The organism is Vibrio sp. SSH13-20 (assembly GCF_040104475.1).
Lineage (GTDB): Bacteria > Pseudomonadota > Gammaproteobacteria > Enterobacterales > Vibrionaceae > Vibrio > Vibrio harveyi.
On the sequence record NZ_JBECOU010000007.1, the window covers coordinates 74,257 to 97,996 of the forward strand.

Here is a 23,740-nt window from a genome sequence, read left to right on the forward strand (position 1 = left end):
GTATAGAGCTTTCTGGTGCTCCGGAAGCATGGTTTTTGATGGCTAACTTACAGATTTAACATAATAGGAATAATGAACACCAGATATGTAAGCCCCCGATAGTAATGTCCGGTTTGACCCATTTAGAAATGTCCTCTTTTATGGCTTATCGCCTTAAGAGGATTTACCGGAATGCTGATAACCATGAGCACCAAAGAACTAGAAAGAATCAAAATATTACAAGACGTGATCGAAGAATGCGTCAATGTGATGCTGCCAAACGATTAAATATCTCCCCTCGACAAGTGCGTCGGTTAATCAAACAGTTAGAGCAAGATGGACCATCGTCGCTAGCTCACAAAGCTAGAGGCAAACCTAGCAACCGAGGTCACTCACCAGAATACCGCCTGACGGTCTTACAAACGATAAGAGAGCACTATCCCGACTTCCCACCTACCTTCGCTAGAGAGAAGTTACTTGAGTGTCACAATCTCCCTGTTGGGTTAGAGACACTGCGCAATTGGATGATCGCAGATTTGATTTGGAAACCAAGATCTCAAAGTAAACCAAAGGTTTACCAACCTAGGCATCGACGTGACTGTTTAGGTGAGCTGATTCAAATTGAAGGTTCACATCATGATTGGTTTGAAGGTCGTCGCCCAAATGTTGCTTGCTCGTTTTTATCGACGATGCCACTGGGCGCCTGGTGAACCTACGATTCAGCGAAACGGAATCCGTCATAGATTACATGGTTACCACTCGTGAATATGTCGAGGCTCACGGAAAGCCACAGGCATTCTACAGTGACCGTCACGCAATATTTCACTCCAGCACAAAAAAGGAATTGAGGCTAAAAACTCAACTCAATTTGGGCGTTCATTAAAAGAGCTCGGCATAGAGCTCATTTGTGCCAATAGCTCACAAGCTAAAGGTCGAGTCGAACGAGCCAATTCACCGCCAGCCACTCCCGTTAACGAAATTTCTTTTCTCCCCAAAGCGGACATTTCTATCGGGGATTGACAAAACCCTGTTGCAACAATTTAAAAATGTCACACGGCACCGCAAGTTAGAAATGTCACATTGCTATGTAACCATTTCCTCTTTCATTGAGTTTAAAACAGTTAAATTCATGCGCATCTGTCTTACCTTCTTGATGATTCCGTAGATACGGCGAACACGCTGGGGTTTATTACCAAATCCCACTGACCGCCGGTTCATCTCCGTGGATATAGAGAACACAGTTCAACATGCAGTGTTGGGTACATAAGACAGCGAATGTGCTTAACAAAGTGCCCAAAAACGTACAACCACGAATGAAGGAAGCACTATAAGATATCTAGATGGCAGAAACTAAAGATGACACTTATCACGCCTTCTCAACCTTCCAGAAACGTTTTAAAGTCAAGTATCTAAAGGCAACCGACTGTTTATGCTGGCGTTCTACGATTACCCAGCAGAGCATTGGGTTCATATAAGGACAACGACCCCGATAGAATCGATGTTCGTCATAGTACGCTTACGCACAAACAAGACGAAAAATTGTGGAAACAGAAAGACTACGTTGATGATGGTCTACAAGTTAATGCGCAGTGCAGAGACTAAGTGGCGTCGTTTACGGGGTTTTGCACATCCTAACGGATGTTGTGAAAGATGTTCGCTTTATCGATGGAGTGAAAGAAATGGATGCTCATCAGCAGGCTACTGCATGATCCTCCATACACCACATTTGACATGGCTCGATTTGTGACGCACCGTCTCAAAAATATAAATTGAATAAATATTCTAAACCCTCTCAATGAAACATATGGACACAAAGTTTCATTGAGAGGGAAAGGTAATTGATTACATTGCGTTATTTAACTGATTTATTTGTGTGGGGTGCTATATATATTTTTTTGATAAAACTGTTATTAGTCAATTCTCTGAAGCTGCCTTTATTCTTCTAGCCCTTATATAGTCTCGATTTAAGAAAAATAACAAAAAATAGTAACTGAATTTATATGTATATTTCTATTATCGCAGAAACGTGGCGATATTTGAAAGTATCTTAATAATATGAACATAATTGATGTGAAATTTATCTGTCTAGTTTCCTTTATGGATCACTAATTAATGTTGCCATAATGTAAATTTAGAGGATGATTCAAAGTTAGACCTATAAATCAAATAAACTTAGCGTAAGTTTTCTCGTGAATTAAAAAGAGGAATAGGCCATTATTAATCGAAAGGGAAATAATTACTACACGTAACAACTTACATAATCATCAACAAAGATAAGGTTGAATAATCATGGCTAATACAATTGTAGATAATAAATTTGATCCATCCAAAAGAGTATTTTTGAAATACTCTTCACTCTCTGCTATCACCTTGCGGCAAGTACTGTCTTAGTACACTGTGAAGGCTAAGTCTCTTTGCTTTCGAGCGTAGCTCGCTCAGGTGGCTATGCAGCCGATTCAATATACAAATGGAATGTGTTTGTGTGGGTGCAATGAGTGAGTCATTTTATAGAGTTAAATTTATATATCGGGTAGTAATGAAAGTTAATTAATTGATTCTCATTATCAGTTTTATTAACGGATAAAATTGTCCATAAACCTTTCTAAGGTGTTATTTTAAGGGTTCGTTTATGAAAATTAACGGTTTAAATAGCTATATTATTTTTTTGCTAATTCTTTTCTCCAGTCGTTCATATGCAAAATATGGTGAGGATGTTTCGATATATAGTATTGCAAATGGTACTTTGATTTATTCGTATGAATACTCGAATGATGAGTATGTTAGTGCAGATTATGCGTATGAACTTAAGGGACGTTGGATTAAGACGGCTAATTGGAAAACATTTCATACAAGTGACGGTTATATCATGCTTCAAAATGCGTATTCAAGTAATTGTTTAACGTTTTATGGTAAAGGTTATCAAGCTATAGAAAAAAAATGTGATGTTAATGATGAAAATCAAAAGATAAAACCTGTTCTTGTAAGTACTGGTGCAGTGCAATTGACATATCCTCTTGTTAAAGATGAGGACATTTGTCTTTATAATCATGCAGGAGATAGCAGTTTTTATGTTTATACGGATTCTTGTTCAATAAAGAAAAAATATTTGTGGTCCTTAGTTCCAATTCTAAGTGACGCAGAAGAATCATAATGGAGCTTATAATGAAAACATTACTAATTATATTTGTAAGCTTATTTTCCTGTCTATCCTATGCGAGTATTCACGATTATAAGAAGGTGACTTGGAATATGCAAGGTTCTGGGGGAGGGAATAAATGGGCTACCAGTGTTCTAAATACCTTACTTAATAATGGTGATGCAGCAGCACCGGATGTTGTCGCTATACAAGAAGGAGGTGCTGGACCAGGATATTTCGACAATTTAGGTGTTTATCGTCCTATTTCTGGAGTAACTCAACTTCCTGAACCTGGAACATCCCTATCACCAATTCCAGTAACCGCTGAAGGGTTTTCTACAGGATACCCTGAAGTAATGGAGTTTAAATGGGTTATTACGAGAAGGGGGCAGGTAGTTGCGACGTATTATGTATATGGTGCTATTTCTGATTTGTCTTCATCCGGAAGGCCTGGGCGAGTGAACTCATTTTTAATAACTAGACATAGAGCCGATGAGGTAATACTAATTGCCTCTCGTTTGCAGGATACTGTATCGGGAACAAGGCCTAATTTTGGGATAAGGCTTGGTACTTCTTATTTGTTTAGTAACCATTCTGTTTCGAATACCTCAGCAGCTAGTGACTCCGCTCATAGAATGTCTCAAATAGAGCAATTTGTCTCAGCAAGAGGTCCCCAAAATGATTGGGTATTAATGGGGGATTTCAACGCTAGCCCTGAGAATGTCACTCTTCAAGCATCAAATTTTCCTGAGTTGTCAGATATTGATTTCGTTTATACAGGTGAGACAACTCAAACTTCAGGAAATGAGCTTGATTACATGGTTTTCAGAGATGTGCAAGGAGCTGGAGGCGGTAATGTCTCTGCGACGGTATTTTTTGCCATGCTTATCTCTATGTATAACTCAGATCACTTTCCTGTAAGGTTTTATTAGCTTCGTCGCTGCTTTTCTATATTTTTATTATTGAAAAAACATGGTGATTTTAAAAAATACTTTAATGATATGAAAATAATTTACGTTAAATTTATTTGCTGAGTTTGAATGATGGATTCCTGATTAATATCATCATAATGTAAACTCAGAAAAAAATTAAAGAACTACTTGATGGTTAGGATTGAAAATCCTAACCATCAAGCCTTTTTATTAGCAACTGCTTATTTAACATATCATCCGTTGTTCGCACAACAACAAATAACATAACCTAAGCCATAGGGCCATCTCAACCTAAGCGCTAGCTCTTCCTAACCCACATTGCCATACAAAAAGTAATTTATGAATTGCTAATTTAAATAGATGCTCTAAATGATTTTTGTCCAAAACGGCCCTCACCAAGCTAGAACAATACAAATAAAAACGCCTCTCCTATCTCTAGGAAGGGCGTTTTTCTTTTGTTTAAATTACCTAGGTAGATTACCTTTCACGCACGTAAGTGGTTTGTACTAAGGTATCCAAAACAACTTCGCTCTTGGTCACTTTAAAATTGAGAGGCTGTTGCAAATCACCAAACAAAGGTGCACCGCCGCCAAGTAGAATAGGGAAGCGCGTGATCACCATTTCATCGATAAGATCTTCTTTTAAAAAGTTCTGAATCGTCACACCGCCGTCGATGTATAGTTCGTTAAAGCCTTTTGCATTCAGGTCAGTAAGCACATCTTTTAGCTCGCCTTTTACTAAAAAGACTTTGTCTTCGTAGCCCTGTGGGACTTCTGTCATGGTATTGCTGAGTACGAACACGGGTTTACTGTACGGCCAATCACAATCAAAACTCAGCACAACATCTAAGGTATTACGCCCCATGACTAAGCCGTCAATACGTTCCATTAATGGGAAGAAGCCAGTATCAATATTGTCGGGATTTGGTACGGATTGTAGCCAGTCGAGTTTGCCTTGTTTATCTGCGATGTAACCGTCCAGACTGGTTGCAATAAATACGATATTTGCCATGAGTACCTCATCAAAGTAGTGATGCTTGAGCCAAGCTAAAGTATGGGTTAAAATTAATTCTACAATGTAGAATAATGCTGAGTTTATCGAGAAGATCAAATGTCTGTCAACGAAAAGAAACGTGGAAGACCGACCGCAAAGCAGTCACAACTGAGTGCAGAAAGCATTTTGGAGTCGGCTAAGTTATTGATGAAAAAGGAAGGAAAGGTACCAAGTATTCGCCTGCTAGCGACCCAATTGAATGTGGATCCTATGGCGATCTATTACTACTTCAAAAACAAAAATGCTTTGCTTGAAGCGTTAACAACATCGTTGGTGGAAGACATTTATCAACCGCAAGCAAATGAAGATTGGCAAAGCGAACTCAAACAACTGTGCGCTAGTTATATTGAGCTGTTGCGTGAGTATAACGGGCTGTTGCAAACCATGTTGAGCATGACATCCCACGGACCGGCTCAAGTGTTTACTGAGCGCTATCAATTGATTGTTCAACCCTTGGATTTATCCCAGCAAGTAGAGAAAGACAGTTTGGATCTGCTGGCGGATTACTTACACGGTTTTGCGCTGTCGATTAGCTGTTGCCATGATGCGAGCTTGATTAAGACTGATATGTTGGATGGACCGTTAAGTCTGATCTGCTCATCATTGTTGGTATCTCGAACCTAGCTCACATTAACGCGGTGTTTGGGTATATACCCTGAAAGAAATTCCCATAACCAAAGGTTCTAACTAAAAGAGATTACAGGACTTTTATTTGGTTAATTAGACCTAATATCTTGGTTATGCCCGAAGCGAAAGGCGAAGGGATACTTTCAATAATGCTTGCTGGCGTGCTAGAGCCGTCAGTTTGAAGATGCATTCAAACACAATAAGGGATAACAATGGCTAACGAATACATTCCACCAAAAGTTTGGACAAACGATAATGAAAATGGCGGTCAGTGGGCGAGCATTAACCGTCCGGATTCTGGCGCACGTCATGAGCAAGAGCTTCCAGTTGGTGAGCACCCATTCCAGCTTTACTCAATGGGTACGCCAAATGGTCAGAAAGTGACGATCATGTTTGAGGAGCTTTTGGCGGCAGGCGTAACAGCAGCTGAATACGACGCATACCTGATCAAGATCGGCGATGGTGACCAATTTGGTTCAGGCTTTGTGTCAGTAAACCCGAACTCGAAGATTCCGGCTTTGGTTGACCGTTCAGGTGCTGAACCGGTGAATGTTTTTGAGTCTGGCAACATCTTGTTTTACCTAGCAGAGAAGTTTGGTCACTTCCTACCAACAGAAGGCGCGAAGCGCGCTGAGGTAATGAACTGGTTGTTCTGGTTGCAAGGTTCTGCGCCATACCTAGGCGGGGGTTTTGGTCATTTCTACGCGTATGCACCAGAGAAGTTCGAGTACCCAATTAACCGCTTCACTATGGAAGCCAAGCGTCAGCTAGACGTGCTGGATAAGCGCCTTGCGAACAACGAATTCCTAGGTGGTGACGAGTACAGCATTGCCGATATCGCAACATGGCCATGGTACGGCAACCTTGTTCTGGGTCGTGCGTATGATGCGGCAGAGTTCCTAGATGTGGCGAGCTACAAGAATGTTGTGCGTTGGGCGAAAGCGATTGATGAACGCGAAGCCGTACAACGTGGTCGTATTGTTAACCGTTCATGGGGTGAAGAGTGGGAACAAGTACCTGAGCGTCACAGCGCTGCAGACATTGATTCCGCACTAGCGAAAAAGTCTGCGTAATCGCTTCATCGTACTAAACGAAAAAGGAATGCCTGTGCATTCCTTTTTTTGATCCCTAGTGGTGTGTTTTCTCGATTAAGAAGTCGATAAGCACACGAACCCGCTTGGCTTTTTGGGTGTTCTTGTGAAAGTAAACATATAAGCCAGAATAGGGCTGCCAATATTCTTCAAGCACAGGCACCAACTCTCCAGTGCGAAAGCCCTCTTGTACGATAGGCGTCACAATACGACCAATGCCTAACCCGTTGATGGCAGCGTCAACCATGAGATCGGTGTCGTTGACGATCAGCGCGCTTGGCATGTCGACGGTGATGGCTTCCCCTTTGTTGTTTAACTTCAGCGGTGCGATTTGATTAGAAGAAATAAAGCGGTATTGAATCAACTTATGCTTTTTTAAGTCTTCTGGCGTATTGGGTAAGCCGAACTGCGCGACATAGCTTGGTGATGCGAATAACGCTTCTTTCACTGGGTGAGTGAGCTGACGAGCAATCATTCCTTCTTCCACTTTATCGCCAAAGCGGATACCCATATCGAACCCTTCACGAATGATATCGACAGTTTTATCGGAAACAGAAATTTCCAACTGGATATCGGGATAACGTTGGCAAAACTCAATGTAGATGGGTTTGAGCAAAGATTGATAAACAAAGCGTGGCACCGTGATACGAACTTTGCCCGATGGCACTCGGCTCAAATCACTTACACTCTCGACTGCGAGGTTAAGATCAGACATGGTAGTCAGTGTTCGATCGTATAAGCGTTGCCCTGCTTCTGTCAGCTCAATGCGACGAGTGGTGCGGGTAAATAATGGCAAGCCGAGTTGTTCTTCCAGCATTTTTAATGCCTGACTCACCGATGGTGGTGCGATTTCTAACTTACGTGCTGCGGCGGTGATGCTGCCTTCTTGTGCAATAGTATGGAACATCATTAATTGATTGTAGGTGGTGCCGTTCATGTTTCATCCTAGTGTTGCGTTTATTGTTAGTTTCTACCTAATAATAATTTAAGTAAAGAGCATCTAAAACTAAAGGTTACTTCAGCGTATTCTCTCTTCATCGGTTAACGCTTCGAAACAGAGGAATCACGATGAGCAAAGTACTGGTAATTTCAGGTCACCCAAACCTAGATGAGTCATACACCAACACAGTTATCCTAGACGAGCTAAAAGCAGGGCTTAGTGATATTGAAGTTCGTCGTTTAGACACTCTGTATCCGAACTACCAAATTGATGTTGAGGCAGAGCAAACTGCGCTTATGAGTGCTGATGTGGTTGTGTTGCAATTCCCATTTTACTGGTACTCAGCACCGGCGTTGTTGAAAAAGTGGGTAGATGATGTATTCAGTTTTAACTTCGCTTACGGTCCTGAAGGCGACAAGCTAAAAGGCAAAGACTTCATTCTGTCATTTACGATTGGTGGACCTGCAGAGTCTTACGATCCACTTGGTTACAACCACTTTACTATCGAGCAGTTTGTTTACCCATTCCAACAAACGGCTTATTTGGCGGGTATGAACTATCGTAAGCCAGTTTATACCCATCGTATGGTGTACATTCCAAATGTGTATAACAAGTTGGAAGAAGTGCAAGCACGTGCAAAAGATCATGCGAGCCGCTTAGCTGCACAGATTGAAGAAATCACCGCTTCACCAGAGAGCCGTATGCAGACATTTGTTGCTGAGTGGTTCGCCAAATTTGATGTTTTAGAAGAAGGGACGGAGTTCTTCACAGACAAGCTAGCGCAAGACGTGAAATGGTCGATGCCAGAAGGTGAATTTTTAGGTCATGATGGCTTTCGTGATTGGTATGCGATTGCCCGTTCGACTTTTAAACCAAACTGTGGCCACGACGTTCAGCAGATCGAAGTGAAACCTAATGGTGATCGTTTTCAAGTGGAACTGCGTATTCGATTAACAGCAGACAGTTATGATGATTCGATGATGAAAGGTGAAGCAGTCAACTTAAACGTTAATGAGACATGGCAAGTGTCGATTGATGAGAGTGGACGAGTCATCATTCATGAATACAGCGTTGTTCCAGTGGTGAGTTAACGGCCCTTAGCTAGCAATTCATTGCTTTCGCCCTAAGCCCAGATGCTTAGGGCTTTTTTTATTTGTTTAATATCTAAAAAACGAGCGCCATATTGACGCTCGTTTTCTCTAGATTATGTGCAGCTTAAGTTAAGCAACAGATTGTTCCCGCGCGGTGTTCTGATAGGCAGGTAATTCCGATCTCAAGCCTTTGATCAAGCTGACACACATCAGCAATAGAACAAAAGTGAAAGGTAAACCTGTTGCCACCACCCCGGATTGAAGCGCTTGCAAGGCCTCTTTACCACCAATCCACAGCATTACCGCAGCGATAGAGCCTTCGATACATGCCCAGAAAATGCGTTGTGGTACCGGCGCATCAATTTTACCACCAGCAGTGATGCTATCGATAACCAGTGAACCAGAATCTGAAGAAGTGATAAAGAACACTAAAATCAGAACAATAGATAATACCGAGATGACCGAGCTAAACGGCATTGCATCGTAAACGTGGAAAAGGGTTAGTGAGATATCTGTAAGACCATTCGCACCCAGCTCGCCGACTTTGTTGACCACTTGATCAAGCGCGATACCGCCGAATACTGCCATCCAAATCAGTGTTACTGTGGTTGGAATAACGATAACAGCGAATAGGAATTCACGAACCGTACGACCTTTCGAAACTCGAGCGATAAACATACCGACGAATGGTGACCAAGATACCCACCACGCCCAGTAGAAGACCGTCCAACCATGCATCCATTCGGTATCATCTCGACCGTGAGGGTTACTCAGTGCGAAGATGTCTTTTGCGTATGCGACTGTGGTATCCCAGATCGACGTTGTTGCTACATCAAAGCTGATGAATAGCACAAAAGCCAGTAGAGCAAATGCCACCGCCATGTTGATGTTACTCAGTAGCTTAACGCCACCGTCGATGCCTCGAACAACAGAAAGTACGGCAATAAAGGTTACGAATGCGATAACGATCATTTGCATGCCAATGCCGCCATCCAGACCAAATACATGGTTGATGCCGCTCGTTGCTTGCTGTGCACCCAGACCAAGCGAAGTCGCTAGACCAAACAGGGTTGAAAGTACCGCAAGAATATCAATGACGTGACCTAACCAGCCCCAAGCTCTATCACCAAATAGCGGGTAGAACGCAGAGCGTAATGAAAGTGGTAAGCCTTTGTTGAAGGCGAAGAAAGCTAGCGAAAGTGCCACGATGGCGTAAATTGCCCAACCGTGAATACCCCAGTGGAACATGGTTGCACCCATAGCCAGGGATTTCGCTTCCTCTGTGTAAGGCTCAACATTCAGGGGCGTGCCATACCAGTCAGTGAAATAAGCCGTTGGCTCAGAGACACTCCAAAACAGAAGACCGATACCCATACCTGCGGCAAAGAGCATTGATAACCAAGAAACGGTTGAGTGTTCTGCTTGTGCATCTTTACCACCAATGCGGATTTTACCTAGTGGTGACAGTAAGACTGCGATAGCAAATACGATGAAAAAGTTTGTTGACCACATGAAGAACACATCGAAGTCAGAAATGATGCTGTTCTTTACGCCATTTAAGGCATCACGGGCTGTTGAAGGATCAACGATTAATAGAGAAGCAAGACAGAGAAGAACAAGACCAGCACTAATCCCAAATACTGGATTGTGGATATCAAATCCCCATTTTTGAACGTTATCTTGACCAACCTGATAGTCGGTAGTGTCGATACTATATTTTTTTAGTGCATTATCCATAAATACAACATGTACGCTTTATTAAATGTGCCCTTCTTGAGTAAGAAAAACACTAAAACCGCCCTCCAATTGTTTTGAGTTCAAATTAAAAAATGCGACACAATCATAATGTTTTGTGTAAAACAATGCAAATTGATGGTTTATTTAAAGGTATTAACTACGTTTTAATGTGATTTTTGGTTGAAAATGCAATGAGGTGTAATGTTTTGATGTGTAAATATTTGCTTTTTGTTGTAGAGGAAGGTTTGTTCAAAAGGGAGGGGCAAAGCACGTGAGTGGTAACAAATCCGCGTGATTCTCGATAGACATGTTTGGCTAACTTATAAGCACAAACTCCAACCGACTTCGCATTCTTTTCGACAAATATCGAGTAAACGTAACCAATCGTAACAGAGCTGCTGTAACTGAACAGCGTTTCCATATACTCGACTTAATTTGTAAGCCACAGAATGCTGCTATGAGAAAAAACACTTTAATCAATGCTACGTTAGCGACCACCTTGACCGCTGTTTCTGCGTTTAGTTTTGCTGCTCCTACCGTTGTTCCTAATGCCCCAGAGTTAAGCTCTCGAGGTTATGTTTTAATGGATTACCACACTGGCACTGTGCTGGTGGAACGTGATGCCGACAAACGCCTAAACCCGGCGAGTTTGACTAAGTTGATGACCGCTTATGTCGCGGGGCAAGAGGTGAAGTCAGGCAACATTAGCCTAGACGATGAAGTGGTGATCAGCCGCAATGCGTGGGCGAAGAACTTCCCTGATTCTTCAAAAATGTTTATCGAAGTTGGTACCTCGGTTTCGCTTTCCGATCTTTACCGCGGTTTGATTGTGCAATCAGGTAACGACGCCAGTGTCGCGATTGCTGAGCACGTCGCCGGAAGTGAAGCAGGCTTTGTTGGTTTGATGAATAGCTGGGCGAACCAGCTTGGTTTATCGAACTCTGCCTTTACCAACCCACATGGTCTAGACAGTGACGGTTTGTACTCGACCCCGCGTGACATCGCAACGCTAGGTCGTGCCATCATCCGTGATCTTCCTGATATCTACCCGCTGTACAGTGAAACGTCGTTTACCTACAACGGCATTACTCAATACAACCGTAATGGTTTGCTGCGTGACCGTAGTATGAGCGTTGACGGTATGAAGACGGGTTACACCAGCGGTGCCGGTTACAGCCTTGCAACGTCTGCTACCAATGGCGACATGCGCTTAGTCGCGGTTGTTATGGGAGCAAAAAGCCCAAGTGTACGTGAATCAGAGAGCAAACAGCTTCTGAGTTACGGTTTCCGTTTCTTCGATACTGTTGTGCCAACGCAAGCGGGTAAAGAAGTCGCAACAGCACGTGTTTGGATGGGTAACCAAGACGAACTTAAAGTTGGCGTTGAACGCGATATTTACCTAACGCTACCGAAAGGTGACGTGAACAAGTTGGAAGCAGAAGTGGAATACAACGGCGACCTAATGGCTCCGATTCAACAAGATCAAATTGTTGGCAAAGTCCTATATAAAGTGGATGGTGATGTAGTGAAAGAAGCGGATCTCGTCGCACTTGAGCCAGTAGAAGAAGGCGGTATCTTTAAGCGCCTAGTGGATTGGTTCAAGCGTTTGGTTGCAAGCTGGTTCTAACCTTCTTTTTTCTCTGATTTTATTTGAAGCCGCATCTTAGTTTTAAGTTGCGGCTTTTTGTTTATTTAAAGCTCAGTTTTTTCTCCCAATGGTTTCCCACAACGCCAATACAAGGATGACAGGAAATCTTGCCATTAGAGCAACATTTATATGACCGTGACATTTATATAAAAATCGATTCTTATGCGCACTTGGGAATGTATCGGATTGATGTTATTGTTCGCTTATAAATCAGATGCTTCTAAAAAGAAAATTCTTAATACAATCGAGATGGAACGTAATACTTCGTGAGAAAAAGCTATGTTGTCACTTTGCTAGCGGCACTGCTTTGGGTAGTGGTCGCTTTTGCTTTACACGATTACTGGCGTAAGGATTCGCCAAGTGAAAATATTCAACAAATCATCAGCCAAGATCCTCAGGTTTTGCTTGCTAAATCAGCTCAAGGTGAGGCATTGCTGGATGTCAGTGCATTGGCGTACAGTGATCCGGAACGCGCACAACAAGCATTGGCTGCAATCGGCAACACTTTTTCGACTGAGCTTGAAAAATCCTACGCCTTGTATCAGCAATATCGTGTTGCTCGTGCGAACGATGAGCCACAACTGGCGGCAGAGTATCGTGGGCAGCTCCAGACCATCGCTCGTGAAACTGAACAACCTTGGCTTGATGCAGTACTTTTGGCAGACAGTGCCATGCAGCACACCTTGCACGGGCGTAATGATGTTGGTTTGACTGAAATAAAACTTGCCATTGATATCGCCAAAAAAGAACAAATTAACTCTCTATTGCCACGGTTCTACAATATCGCGGGGGCGCTAAATAATGCGACCAATCAATTAGTCGATGCCCAGCGCTATTTCCTTGATGCAATAGATATCGCCAATAAAGTGGGGCAAGAGGCGTACAAAGGGACAATCTATAACAACCTAGGGCTGCTTTATCTGCATATTGAAAGCTGGGATAGGGCGTTAGAGTTCATCCAAAAAGCGCAGCAGATTTATCTAAAGCGTCACGCTCAAGGGCATAAAGCGCGAGGGCTACAGATTCTGTATCTCAACGAAGCGCATGTTTATAACCGACAGGGTAACGTTGAGCTTGCTCGTGCTGCTTATGAGAAATCTCAAGAGTTCTACAAGGCAACCTCAACGAACCTTCGCCATCATCTAATTCAGCTGAAAGGCAAAGCTGACATGCTGTTGCTGGAAAAGCAGTTTACTAAAGCGCTCGAAACTACGCAGCAGTGTGTTATGTTGCCTTCTGCTGCTGACTTTCCAATTGAATATGGACAGTGTTATTTGATTATGTCGAAGTCTCAATTGGCGCTCGGAGACTTAGATAAGGCGATGCAAAGTGCGGCATTGAGTGCGGCTGCGTTTCGTTCGATAGAGCATCAACGTTGGCTGATTCGAGTTGAAGAACAGAAGGCAAAGATATTCGAACAACTTGGCGAGTATGAGAACGCTTTGAATTCCTTTAAGCATTTTTCTGCTAACAGTAAGAAGCAGTTACTCGGCAAAGTGTATGATTTAGAACAGGCGTTTGCGACAGAGCACATCCAGCGTGAAAGAGACGTATTGGAAGTAGAAAAACGTTTGGCGGAATCGGAGCTGGATCAAGAGAAGCTGCGCTTTCAGATTGCGATTATCTGGATAGCGGTTTGTGCTGTCGTACTGGCGCTTACGGTGTCTAAAGTCTTAGCGACGCAGCGAAAAAACCAAGAGCTTCATCAGCTTTCTTTGCTTGACCCACTGACTCAATTGCATAACCGACGCTTTTACTATGATCAGATTGATCACCCTGCACAGTTAGACGCAAAAACAGAGTATCGCGTTGTGTTGTTTGATATTGATAACTTCAAAGACGTTAACGATATTCACGGACATGAGGCAGGCGACCGCGTTTTGGAAGGTTTTGCAGAACGATTGAGGCTTCATGTTCATGCCCAAGAGTTGTTGATTCGTTGGGGCGGTGAAGAGTTCTTGATGCTATTAAGAGCAACCGATGACCTAGCGAAACGTCTCGAAGAAATTCGTCAGCACATTGATGACGCGTTGTTCGAAACCGAAGAGGGAAGTTTGCACATCACTACGTCAGTTGGAGTAAGTCATGGTGGGCAGATTGATACCTTCACGTACAACGACGAATATTTCCGCCGCGCAGATAAAAGCCTCTATGAAGCGAAGCAAAACGGTAAGAATCAGGTGGTATTTCCTGACGGACGATAAAGAAGATTGGCAACATTGCTTGTAAACGAATCGGCAGATTGAAGCGTTCAATCTGCCGTTTTTGTTTTGTGCTTCATTTTTCTGTCGTTGCGGTCGCCTACTCAGCGTAGAGCACTCTTAAAGAGAACCATTCAGAACAAAAACGGAGTTACGCGTGCGCAAGATTCTATCTTTGACCTTGGCTATGTCACTTACTGGCTGTGTTATGCCTCAGCATCAACCTGTAGAAACGGGGCAATGTGTGGGGGTAATGTCATCACAAGATGCTTACGGCTACCTCAACCCAAACCATTACACCATGCAAGTGTTGGCATTGAAGAAAGAAAAAGATGTCAAAGAGTACATTCGTTACATTGACCCGAAACATCCGGTATGGGTGAACTGGAAAAACAGCCGCGGCACTCGTTGGTACACAGTGACGGTGGGTGACTTCAAGACCAAGCAAGATGCCTACAGTGCACTCTCTTCTTTACCAAGCCGAGTTAAGCAATCTTCTCCTTTCGTCATGACGTTTGCTGAAATGCAACGCAAGCAAGAAACCAGTGTAGTACGTATGCGCTAGTACTGTTCTCGTCATCCCAATAAGCGCTTTGTTGTTACATATAGAGCCTTTGCAATTGGTTGGAAAGGCTCAATAGAACCATCAGTCACCGATCTTCTCCAATGTACACGCAAGATCACGCTTCTAACGCGCTTTTGACTTTACTTGTTATCGGGTATTTTTTAGTCTTCGCATCCCACTTTTTCTGTTGGAGTCACCATGAAGCAAGAAATGTACACCACCTACGCAAAGCAATACGATGTGGCAGCCCAAGATAACCTGTACAACGCGCACTTTGAGCGTCCAAATACCTTTGAACTTATCGGTGATGTTACAGGTAAGAGGGTGCTGGATTTAGGCTGCGGTTCGGGTATTTACGCACAGCTTCTATTGGCGCGAGGCGCAAGCTCTGTGACTTGTATTGATGCTGCGCAAGAGATGATTGATATCGTTAAGGGTAAGCTGGGTGATTCAGTTACAGCTTATGCGCAAAACTTGGCGTTAGGCTTACCAGAAGAGCGAGATGCGCAATATGATCTTGTTATTTGTCCGCTCATGGTTCATTACATCGAAGATCTTCGCCCTTTGTTTAATGATATCCAACGTGTGTTAACAGCAGGTGGTCAGTTCGTATTTTCGACTCATCATCCATTTGCGGATTTTGAGTGTTCTGCTTCAGGCAATTATTACGACAAAGAGCTCGTAGAAGATATGTGGAACACCGTTGGTGAGCCAGTTCCTGTGGCATTCTATCGTCGCTCTTTGCAAGACATTACCGATGCGATCAGTGGGGCTGGTATGGCGATGTTGGCGATCTCAGAAGGTAAGGTGAATGAGAAGATTCGTGAAATCTCAGAAGAACATTACCAACGCTTGGCGACATTCCCGAACTTCATCTTCATTAAATGTGTGGTGCTTAGCTAGTAAAATCAGTGAGTTAAGATAGAAAAAACGGAAGCGCAGAGGCTTCCGTTTTGTGATCTTAGCGTTGAGCTTAAAGTGCTGCGAGAATGGTTTCCGCTTTGCTTGCTTCAAATGTCTTTGGCTCTTCAACGTTTAATGTGGTGACCACACCGTTGTCGATGATCATTGCGTAACGCTGTGAACGAACGCCGCCAAAACCGCCGGTGTCCATTTCTAGGCCCAGTGCTTTGGTAAAGCTTGCGTCGCCATCGCCAAGCATTAATAACTCAGACGCGTTTTGCGCTTCACCCCAAGCTTGCATCACGAATGCATCGTTAACAGAAACACAAGCAATCAGGTCCACACCTTTCGCTTTAAGTTGGTCAGCCAATACGACATAACCTGGCAAGTGCGCTTCTGAACACGTTGGCGTAAATGCTCCAGGAACCGCAAACAGAACCACTTTCTTATCCGCAAACAGTTCTGTCACTTGGTGGTTAACCATACCATCGGCAGTCAGTTCGCTTAGCGTTGCCGCTGGCAGTGCTTGACCTTGTTGAATCATGATTTTCTTCCTTTTGGGTAGCTTTATTTAGCTCACTCAGTCTAGCGCTAAAACCACGGGCTAACCACGGAAGAAATGTAAGGTCTTAATTGGCATCATAAAAACAAACCGCCTCAGTGGACGGTTTGTTTATTTTTTACATTGCGTTTAGATAAGACTTGTAAGAATGAAGTCGGACGGTTGCTGCGCCGATAACATCAATGAAACCGAACAAACTGTGTGGCTTATTCGCTGCAATCCATGCTGAACCAGTGGCTCCGATCGGGATGGTTTTGCCTTCCGGTTCGAAGATCTCCAGAATCACGGTACGACCATGGCTACTGGTATTTGCGCCGACATGCTGACGGACGCTTTGTGGTCCTTGCAATGGTGAGACAGAGGATTCCCCAGTGCCTGCCGTAATGCTGTGTACACGAGCGCGGAATACTTCGCCTGGGTAAGCATCGACGTAAAATTCGGCAAACTGTCCTTTTTCAACATAGCGGTAGGTTTGGTCAGGTATACGCATTTCTAAGAACTTACGTGACGTATCGTAGATGTGCATATTGCCGACACGGCTTCCATCCGCGATATTCACTACCGCAACTTGCCCATCATAAGGCGCTCGAACTGTCTTACGCTCTTGCTCAAATTGGGTCTTTTGCAGGTCGGCATGCAGGGATTTTAACGAGGCTTCTGCAACGCGCAGTTGAGACTCGTAGTATTCGATGTCTCGACCTTTAAAGATCTCTGGTGATGTTTTGCCGCGAATGATGTCGCGCTTCAACTGCGCCACATTTTCTTCTTGCTGAACAATCCCTGCTTTGATTTTTTCTACATCTGCCAAGGAGGTGGTATCGACAAGGGTATAAATCACATCGCCTTTCTTCACTTCTTGGTTGTGGTCGACATAGATGTGGTCAATCTGTTCTCTAAATAGGGGAGAAAGAACCGAATGAGGTGCTTTTACGGTGGATGAGTAGGTCAAATCAACCGGAGCCCAAAGGCGTGAGAGTATCCCTAATACCACCAGAATAAATGCACCACCAGAGATAATCCAAAATGCGCTTTTGAACGTCCATTTTATCGCGCCTGTCGAAACCAAAATCCACATGATCAGAATGTACGGAATCATTACCTCTTTCATGGATTATTCCCCTGCTGTTTTGGTCGTTGTTTGTTGCTGTGAAGCCAATCGACTATTGCGAATGATGTTGCTCAGTGAGCTGCCGATGTGTTCCCAGTTGGCGAACGCAATGATTAACGCCAGCACCCACCACGCTTTATGGATGAACAAACCGCATAGAGAAAGCGCAAATACCAATTGGATATGAGAGCTTTTCTTCTCTTGAGCTCGATGTACCGCAACTTCGTGGATCTGCCATAGCAAATAGATGACAAAAAGGGCAAGCGCTATGGTGACGGAAAATAGATAACCGCTGAAGTACTCGGAGTTGAAGATCACCATCATGGTGTCGTTAGGGGTATTGGTAAACAAGCTCATATCAATATCTTTCGAATTGATCGTACCCATAGGCGCAAGCACGTAAGCTCCACCGAGCATTAGAGCCATGAAAAGTGAGAACTTTAATAGCACCATAAAAATCGCAAAAATGACACGACCTATGGCTTTTATGACGTTCATAGTTATACCTTTTGTCAATGTGTGAGGGTAAAACGTTGAGCGCGTGATTATTGTTTTGTCTTTTGTAATCACATGCGCGGAATTGTATGAAAAAACGCCATAAGTTGAGTGATATATGATATAAGTTAAGCTCATGTCAGCATGAAAATATTAGAGAACACATAACCTATGAAGCACTCAGATTACAGTCTTATCCCGACCTTTGTGGCGATTGTGGAAGAGAAGAGTTACACCAAAGCGGCGCAACGTCTGGGTGTGAGTCAATCTGCGGTCAGCCAAGCGGTAGTCAGGCTTCGTGAGGTGTTTAAGGATGCGTTATTCATTCGTGAAAGCCACGGCGTTGCACCAACGGCGTTTGCAGTTGATATCTACCCGACATTAGCGAGTGCAGTAGAGAGCATCGCATATATGCTGCCAGAACATACTCGGTTTGATCCTGCTGAGTGCGATAAGCGTTTTGTGATCTCTTCCCTTAGTGTGTTCGGTTTTACTCTTCTTCCTGAACTTTCCGCTTTGATCAGTGAGAGAGCGCCAAAAGCCAGCACACGCATTGAACCGTTATACACCATGGATTTGACGAACCTACTGAGAACCCAGCAGTGTGACTTGGTGATAGAGGCTCACACTAATCTGCACCCACATTTACGTTCTAAAGTATTGATGTCTGATAAGTTGACCGTGGTGTGTCGCAAAGATCATCCTCGCTTAACGGACAACAGGATCAGTGTCAAAGAGTACCTCAATGAAAAGCACGTCACTTTGTCTCAGTTCAATCAACAAAATGGTTACCTAATTGGTCGAGGAATCAAGGATGAAAAACTCTTAGGTCAACGTGATGTGGCATGGCAGGCGAGTAGCATTATTGAAGTATTGCCGGTTGTGCAGCGTTGTGATTATCTCGCTCTGATGCCACAAACCTTGCTGAAGCAGTATTGCGACCTCTATCAGCTCAAAGAGCTAAAAGCAGACTTCATGAAAGATCCAATTGATGTCGCCATGTATTGGCATTCTTCTCGCACAAATGATCCTAGTCATCAGTGGTTGAGAGAGCAGTGTTTATTAGCCGCTGAGAAATTTACCGAAAATCATTAGATTAAAGTGAATATTTTCACTATACCGTATGGATGGTTCTTTAATGAGACACTAGACTGTAAATATATTCCTCAATATCACTGGGGCTTTTGTGCAGGGAGGTCGGTTTTTTTTCACGAGCATTCGAACTAAGTTCATTGTCATCTATACCTTGATGACGATTTGCTTTGTTTTGATTTTGTTTGGTGCCCTTTATTTTAAAGAGCAGCAACGTGTGTTTAGTGTTGCCTTAAAAAACTCGATTCAAGTTTCAAACCTCCATTCTGATGTGATTAGCCAAGAGCTACAAAGAAACGTCGCCTCACTTCAAACCATCAGTGGGCATCAAAGGGTTCAGCATGGTGATGTTCCATTCATTATTGAAGAACTGAAATGGCTGCAAAGCATGTCGAAACATGCGGTGGTCAATACTTTGTTCGTCGACAATGAATGGAACTTGGTCGATTATCAAGGTCGCAGAACCAAAGTGACGCTGGCAGACATAACTGAGGATGTTAACTGGCAACAGGCAAAATACCATGTCACTAAGCCGCACATTGGTTTGGTGACGGGAGAGCCGTTGATTGCATTGGGTGTCCCTGTTTTTAATTCACAAAATGAGTGGAGTGGTATTGTTGGAGTATCCATCTCTATTGACTATTTGAGTAAGAGACTGTCCAAAGTCAAACTTGGAAACAGCAGCTATGCATGGATTGCCGATAATTACGGAAATGTGGTCTCCCACCCGAATAACACGCTTATTCTAGCGGCAAATATCTTTGATTCTGACAGTATCGGTTTTGAAGGCTTTGGGAATATTGCCTTGCAAACACGACAGCACGATATCGGCTACGGACATTATTATGATGAGAATGTGGGTGAATCCAAGATCGTCACCTTTTCTGCCATTGATAGTCTGCCGGGTTGGACGTTGTTTGTCACAACGGAAGAGTCAGACATATTCCTTGATATCAAAGCACTAGTAGAAGACGTCACCATTACCTTATCGGTGGTGATCATCGTTTTTCTACCGATTATCATCTATCTGACCAACTCTGTGACGTTACCGATTGTGGAGTTAACGCAGGACGTTAAAAATTCGGTCAGCAGTCACTACACCGAATTTGCTGGGCAAAACTCTTTGGATGAAATTGGGCAATTGTCTAACGCATTTAAAAACACCATAGAAGAGATTCAACAGCATAATCGAAACTTGGAAGATGTGGTGGCGAGCAGAACTAACGAGCTGAACGATGCCAATCACGACCTCGCGATGTCTGTGAAATTACTCAACGAAAATAATCAGAAGTTAACTTGGTTAGCCATGTATGACCCATTGACGAACTTATTCAATCGACGAGCTTTAATTAACCAAGTACATCAAGAATTGACCAATAAGACGATACCTTTTCACTCTACTTCTCTGATTCTTATTGATCTTGACTATTTTAAAGTGGTGAATGACACCTTTGGGCACGATGTGGGTGACCAAGTGCTAATGCATATAGCCGATTTCCTGAGTAACAATTTGAGAAAACAAGATCTTATTGCAAGATGGGGCGGGGAAGAGTTTGTCATTCTAATGAGAGATACATCGATTGAGCAAGGCGAGCAAATCGCTCTCAACTTACAAGAGAAAATGAAACAGGAGAACTTTTCGCCCGTGACGTGCATGACATTTAGCGCGGGTGTTGCAACGTTAGAAGTTGGGCAAAACTTCGATGAACTGGTTGCCTGCGCTGATAAGGCGCTTTATCTCGCCAAGAATTCAGGAAGAAATTGTGTCAAAACCAGTTTAAGCGTAGCGTCGTGACAAAGAGCTAGGGTTTGTTGTTCTTTCTCGGCGAAAATCTGTTAGAAAAGTCAGCAAACCCTAGTCACCTAGCACTAATATTTAGTGGCTTGCCAAGTAGTTCGCGACTTGAGTACGGTATTTCGCTTTAAGCGCTTCATCAATGAAACTGGCGTTGATTGCATTAACCGTAAACTGAGCCAGTTCTGATTTCGTCATTGGATGAGCATCGCTGACCGCTTTAAAGTTATCCGTCATGTAGCCGCCAAAGTACGCCGGGTCATCCGAGTTAATCGTCACCGCGACCCCCTTACGCAGCAAATCGACTATGTTGTGCTGCTCCATTTGATCAAACACACACAGCTTAATATTCGACAATGGACAAACCGTTAGTGGCATTTTGCTTTCGATAAGTGCGTCTACCAATGAAGCATCTTCAACACAGCGAACGCCATGGTCCACACGACTAACGCTAAGCATCTCAACAGAATCAATGATGTTTTGCGCCGGACCCTCTTCACCCGCGTGTGCTACCGTCAATAAGCCTGCTGCTTTTGCTTGTTGGAAAGCGCGTTTGAATTTCTCTGGCGGGTGACCGAGTTCTGAAGAGTCCAAACCTACACCGATGATTTTGTCTTGATGTTTGATGATTGATTGCAGCGTTTCAATGGCGCTTTCTTCCGATAGGTGACGCAAAAAGCATGCGATAATTTGAGACGTAATACATAACTGCTCGTTACCATCTTGCATTGCTCGGTGAATACCGTTGATGACCGTTTCAAACTCAATGCCACGGTCGGTGTGGGTTTGCGGGTCAAAGAAGATCTCAGTATGGATGACGTTGTCGGCTTTGCAGCGCTCTAAGTATGCCCAAGTCAAATCATAGAAATCTTGTTCTGTACGCAGCGCGTTAGCACCTTGATAATAGATATCTAGGAAAGACTGTAAATCTTCGAATTCGTACGCTTTGCGCAGTGCCTGTGGTGATTCGTATGGGATGTCGATGTTGTTGCGCTGTGCAAGCTCAAACAACAGTTCTGGCTCTAGCGAACCTTCGATATGTAAGTGTAACTCTACCTTTGGAAGACCTTGAATAAATGCGTTCATAATAAACTCCCACTTTTTCTTATGGTTGTTGTGGATGCAATTACTCTAAGGATAGGTATAGATTGAGAAAAATCGAACGCCATTACAAAGAGTAAGATCCACAGTGATCTCGACTCTTCGTAATCAGCACTTTGCGGGAGCTGGTAGAGACCCCCAAACCATATCATTGGGGTTATACGAAGCAAACGGTTGCGATTATACGCAAAAATTGAAGCTTGGCTAGAGTCGTTGATGAAATTGTTATTTGTGGAGAACGGAGAACGGAGAACGGAGAACGGAGAACGGAAAGGCAAAAAAGTGTTGGTTTAATTGAGCGATGGAGATCTGTATCGAGGCTGTGATTCATCGCATGATGGCTTCGTTGTCAGCACACACCTTGCTGAGCGTCGAATATTCAGTGGCTAATACTGAACCACACCATGCGAGAAACATTGGGAGTCATATCGAGTTTAATGTGCGTTGCTCATTGTGAACTGAGAAGAGGGGTGGCGATACCTTGCACGTCGATATTTTAGATTGAGAAGAGTAGAGAAAAGAAAATGGAATGTATTTATAGTTCGAACATTTTATCAAATTCTCTTTGCTCCATGATGTCCTCAATTCGGCGGCGCGTTTGTTGTTTAATCGCTGCGGCGTTTTGTTCGGACTCTTTCTTTTCTTGCTCAATTTGCTTCTTGCTTTTCTTTGCCATGATTTTTCCTTTGGAAATTCTTCCTAAATATCCGCATTATTCATTAATGCACGAAAATTGATTTATTTAATAATAAAACTTCCTAGCTTTGAACCTGAGTCACACAGAATGTCTCCGGAGTAGGTTTTCTCACAGTATTTAAAATCAATGAGATAACAAGCAGATTGGAGTTTTGGCAATATATGGCGCCTTAAAATATCACTATTGAGTTGATGAATTTTGGCGTTCCAAGAGATGTCGGGTTGTTTTAAACGGAATTCAATCTCTATCATTTATTCTCCTGTTTTTTGGTGATCTTTTCTTTATTCAATAATTGGTACCAGTGTCTTTGACGACCTGTTCTTCTAGACATAATTTTTCCTAATTTTAAGTAAGTGAAATACCAACGATGGCTATCGGGTTCGATAGATCTAGTGTTCCAACGATGGATATCGTATCCGCCGCGTCTACAAACCAAGTCATTCTCGCTGAACTTAGCATCTCGAGGTTACTTGGGTATATTTTAGGCAGCAGAAAACCAAGCAAAATTTAATTGCTAAATATTAAGTTTGAGGAATTTTTTGAAGGGGGAGAGAGTTTGGTGCAGCGAGGAAATGCTGCACCAAGAAAAGCTATCTTATAGAGGAGTAACTTCAGTCGCTTGAGGACCTTTTTTACCTTCTTCTACATTGAAGCTTACTTTCTGACCTTCAGTCAAAGTTTTGAAACCGTCAGCAACGATTGCGTTGAAGTGTACGAATACATCTTGACCGCCGTTGTCTTGAGTTAGGAAACCAAAGCCTTTAGTTTCGTTAAACCATTTTACTGAACCAGTTACTTTACCAGACATAAAAACCTCTGAAATTAAACAATAATATACGAATTGTGATGGATCTTTTTTAAGCTATTGAATGTGCAATCAAGAGGAAGTTTTACGCAGGAGTCTGAATCAAGGATTCAGGGTGTTACTGAGAGGGAACTTAAACTAAATGTAGCATTAACAGCTCTTTTCTAGAGCCAGCCGCCACT

The 23,740-nt window shown here is 43.1% G+C and carries 21 protein-coding genes, 2 pseudogenes and 1 riboswitch; of the genes and pseudogenes, 13 read left to right on the forward strand and 10 right to left on the reverse strand.

Going from position 1 to position 23,740, the window contains the following annotated elements; genetic code table 11:
* Positions 1-183 precede the first annotated feature (183 nt).
* From ABMY42_RS19285 to ABMY42_RS19300, 4 genes and pseudogenes are all read left to right on the forward strand, one after another.
* Positions 184-930, forward strand: a pseudogene (locus tag ABMY42_RS19285) (ISNCY family transposase); the annotation flags it as partial.
* 293 nt (positions 931-1,223) lie between these two features.
* A pseudogene (locus ABMY42_RS19290) lies at positions 1,224-1,688 on the forward strand (transposase); the annotation flags it as partial.
* A gap of 920 nt (positions 1,689-2,608) precedes the next feature.
* Positions 2,609-3,130: a hypothetical protein gene (locus ABMY42_RS19295; protein ID WP_069688225.1), complete on the forward strand. Its 522-nt coding sequence runs from the start codon at positions 2,609-2,611 to the stop codon at positions 3,128-3,130.
* A gap of 11 nt (positions 3,131-3,141) precedes the next feature.
* Complete coding sequence (locus ABMY42_RS19300; protein ID WP_069688226.1) at positions 3,142-4,047, forward strand: endonuclease/exonuclease/phosphatase family protein; 906 nt, start codon at positions 3,142-3,144, stop codon at positions 4,045-4,047.
* A 477-nt stretch (positions 4,048-4,524) separates the two neighbouring features.
* Here ABMY42_RS19300 and ABMY42_RS19305 read toward each other — a convergent pair whose 3' ends face one another.
* Positions 4,525-5,058 carry a dihydrofolate reductase family protein gene (locus ABMY42_RS19305; RefSeq protein ID WP_017189549.1) on the reverse strand — a complete coding sequence of 178 codons (534 nt, stop codon included), beginning with the start codon at positions 5,056-5,058 and terminating at the stop codon, positions 4,525-4,527.
* Positions 5,059-5,157: 99 nt separating this feature from the next.
* On the opposite strand from ABMY42_RS19305, the gene ABMY42_RS19310 reads away from it, so the two are divergent.
* Positions 5,158-5,724 (forward strand): TetR/AcrR family transcriptional regulator, encoded by a 567-nt coding sequence (locus ABMY42_RS19310; protein ID WP_349266668.1) that lies wholly within the window; start codon positions 5,158-5,160, stop codon positions 5,722-5,724.
* 215 nt (positions 5,725-5,939) lie between these two features.
* The gene (gene yghU / locus ABMY42_RS19315; RefSeq protein ID WP_009697048.1) at positions 5,940-6,800 is read left to right on the forward strand and encodes a glutathione-dependent disulfide-bond oxidoreductase; all 861 of its coding nucleotides are present in this window, start codon (positions 5,940-5,942) and stop codon (positions 6,798-6,800) included.
* 55 nt (positions 6,801-6,855) lie between these two features.
* Here the strand turns inward: yghU and ABMY42_RS19320 are convergent, their stop codons facing one another.
* On the reverse strand, positions 6,856-7,755 hold the full coding sequence (locus ABMY42_RS19320; RefSeq protein ID WP_005452707.1) for a LysR family transcriptional regulator: 900 nt from the start codon (positions 7,753-7,755) through the stop codon (positions 6,856-6,858).
* 131 nt (positions 7,756-7,886) lie between these two features.
* On the opposite strand from ABMY42_RS19320, the gene ABMY42_RS19325 reads away from it, so the two are divergent.
* A complete protein-coding gene (locus tag ABMY42_RS19325; protein ID WP_349266669.1) occupies positions 7,887-8,849 on the forward strand; it encodes an NAD(P)H-dependent oxidoreductase in 963 nt (320 codons plus the stop codon).
* A 129-nt stretch (positions 8,850-8,978) separates the two neighbouring features.
* On the opposite strand, the gene ABMY42_RS19330 is transcribed toward ABMY42_RS19325, so the two are convergent.
* Positions 8,979-10,586: a BCCT family transporter gene (locus ABMY42_RS19330; RefSeq protein ID WP_005452704.1), complete on the reverse strand. Its 1,608-nt coding sequence runs from the start codon at positions 10,584-10,586 to the stop codon at positions 8,979-8,981.
* 457 nt (positions 10,587-11,043) lie between these two features.
* On the opposite strand from ABMY42_RS19330, the gene ABMY42_RS19335 reads away from it, so the two are divergent.
* The 4 genes from ABMY42_RS19335 (at position 11,044) to ABMY42_RS19350 (ending at position 15,903) form a co-directional block, all read left to right on the forward strand.
* On the forward strand, positions 11,044-12,213 hold the full coding sequence (locus ABMY42_RS19335; RefSeq protein ID WP_017818550.1) for a D-alanyl-D-alanine carboxypeptidase family protein: 1,170 nt from the start codon (positions 11,044-11,046) through the stop codon (positions 12,211-12,213).
* 287 nt (positions 12,214-12,500) lie between these two features.
* Positions 12,501-14,438, forward strand: coding sequence for a tetratricopeptide repeat-containing diguanylate cyclase (locus ABMY42_RS19340; RefSeq protein WP_038897827.1), 1,938 nt, complete (start codon positions 12,501-12,503; stop codon positions 14,436-14,438).
* Between the two features lie 154 nt (positions 14,439-14,592).
* Positions 14,593-15,000 (forward strand): SPOR domain-containing protein, encoded by a 408-nt coding sequence (locus ABMY42_RS19345; RefSeq protein ID WP_005452696.1) that lies wholly within the window; start codon positions 14,593-14,595, stop codon positions 14,998-15,000.
* Between the two features lie 198 nt (positions 15,001-15,198).
* Positions 15,199-15,903 (forward strand): class I SAM-dependent methyltransferase, encoded by a 705-nt coding sequence (locus tag ABMY42_RS19350; protein WP_045486516.1) that lies wholly within the window; start codon positions 15,199-15,201, stop codon positions 15,901-15,903.
* A gap of 70 nt (positions 15,904-15,973) precedes the next feature.
* Here the strand turns inward: ABMY42_RS19350 and ABMY42_RS19355 are convergent, their stop codons facing one another.
* The 3 genes from ABMY42_RS19355 to ABMY42_RS19365 form a co-directional block, all read right to left on the reverse strand.
* Entirely contained in the window at positions 15,974-16,447 is a 474-nt protein-coding gene (locus ABMY42_RS19355) for a peroxiredoxin (protein WP_005531886.1), read from the reverse strand.
* A 136-nt stretch (positions 16,448-16,583) separates the two neighbouring features.
* Positions 16,584-17,573 carry an efflux RND transporter periplasmic adaptor subunit gene (locus tag ABMY42_RS19360; RefSeq protein WP_009697054.1) on the reverse strand — a complete coding sequence of 330 codons (990 nt, stop codon included), beginning with the start codon at positions 17,571-17,573 and terminating at the stop codon, positions 16,584-16,586.
* A 3-nt stretch (positions 17,574-17,576) separates the two neighbouring features.
* Positions 17,577-18,071 carry a magnesium transporter gene (locus ABMY42_RS19365; protein ID WP_349266670.1) on the reverse strand — a complete coding sequence of 165 codons (495 nt, stop codon included), beginning with the start codon at positions 18,069-18,071 and terminating at the stop codon, positions 17,577-17,579.
* A 168-nt stretch (positions 18,072-18,239) separates the two neighbouring features.
* On the opposite strand from ABMY42_RS19365, the gene ABMY42_RS19370 reads away from it, so the two are divergent.
* Together ABMY42_RS19370 and ABMY42_RS19375 are read left to right on the forward strand one after the other, a co-directional pair.
* Positions 18,240-19,163 (forward strand): LysR family transcriptional regulator, encoded by a 924-nt coding sequence (locus ABMY42_RS19370; RefSeq protein ID WP_199449674.1) that lies wholly within the window; start codon positions 18,240-18,242, stop codon positions 19,161-19,163.
* Between the two features lie 154 nt (positions 19,164-19,317).
* Positions 19,318-20,955, forward strand: a complete 1,638-nt coding sequence (locus tag ABMY42_RS19375) for a diguanylate cyclase (protein ID WP_069687768.1) — start codon at positions 19,318-19,320, stop codon at positions 20,953-20,955.
* An 81-nt stretch (positions 20,956-21,036) separates the two neighbouring features.
* On the opposite strand, the gene ABMY42_RS19380 is transcribed toward ABMY42_RS19375, so the two are convergent.
* From ABMY42_RS19380 to ABMY42_RS19395, 4 genes are all read right to left on the reverse strand, one after another.
* A complete protein-coding gene (locus ABMY42_RS19380; RefSeq protein WP_349266671.1) occupies positions 21,037-22,041 on the reverse strand; it encodes an adenosine deaminase in 1,005 nt (334 codons plus the stop codon).
* Positions 22,042-22,141: 100 nt separating this feature from the next.
* Positions 22,142-22,241: riboswitch (purine riboswitch) on the reverse strand.
* 350 nt (positions 22,242-22,591) lie between these two features.
* Positions 22,592-22,732, reverse strand: a complete 141-nt coding sequence (locus ABMY42_RS19385; protein ID WP_005452683.1) for a hypothetical protein — start codon at positions 22,730-22,732, stop codon at positions 22,592-22,594.
* Positions 22,733-22,794: 62 nt separating this feature from the next.
* A complete protein-coding gene (locus ABMY42_RS19390) occupies positions 22,795-23,004 on the reverse strand; it encodes a hypothetical protein (RefSeq protein WP_005452681.1) in 210 nt (69 codons plus the stop codon).
* A 344-nt stretch (positions 23,005-23,348) separates the two neighbouring features.
* Positions 23,349-23,561 carry a cold-shock protein gene (locus ABMY42_RS19395; protein ID WP_005452678.1) on the reverse strand — a complete coding sequence of 71 codons (213 nt, stop codon included), beginning with the start codon at positions 23,559-23,561 and terminating at the stop codon, positions 23,349-23,351.
* Positions 23,562-23,740: the final 179 nt, after the last annotated feature.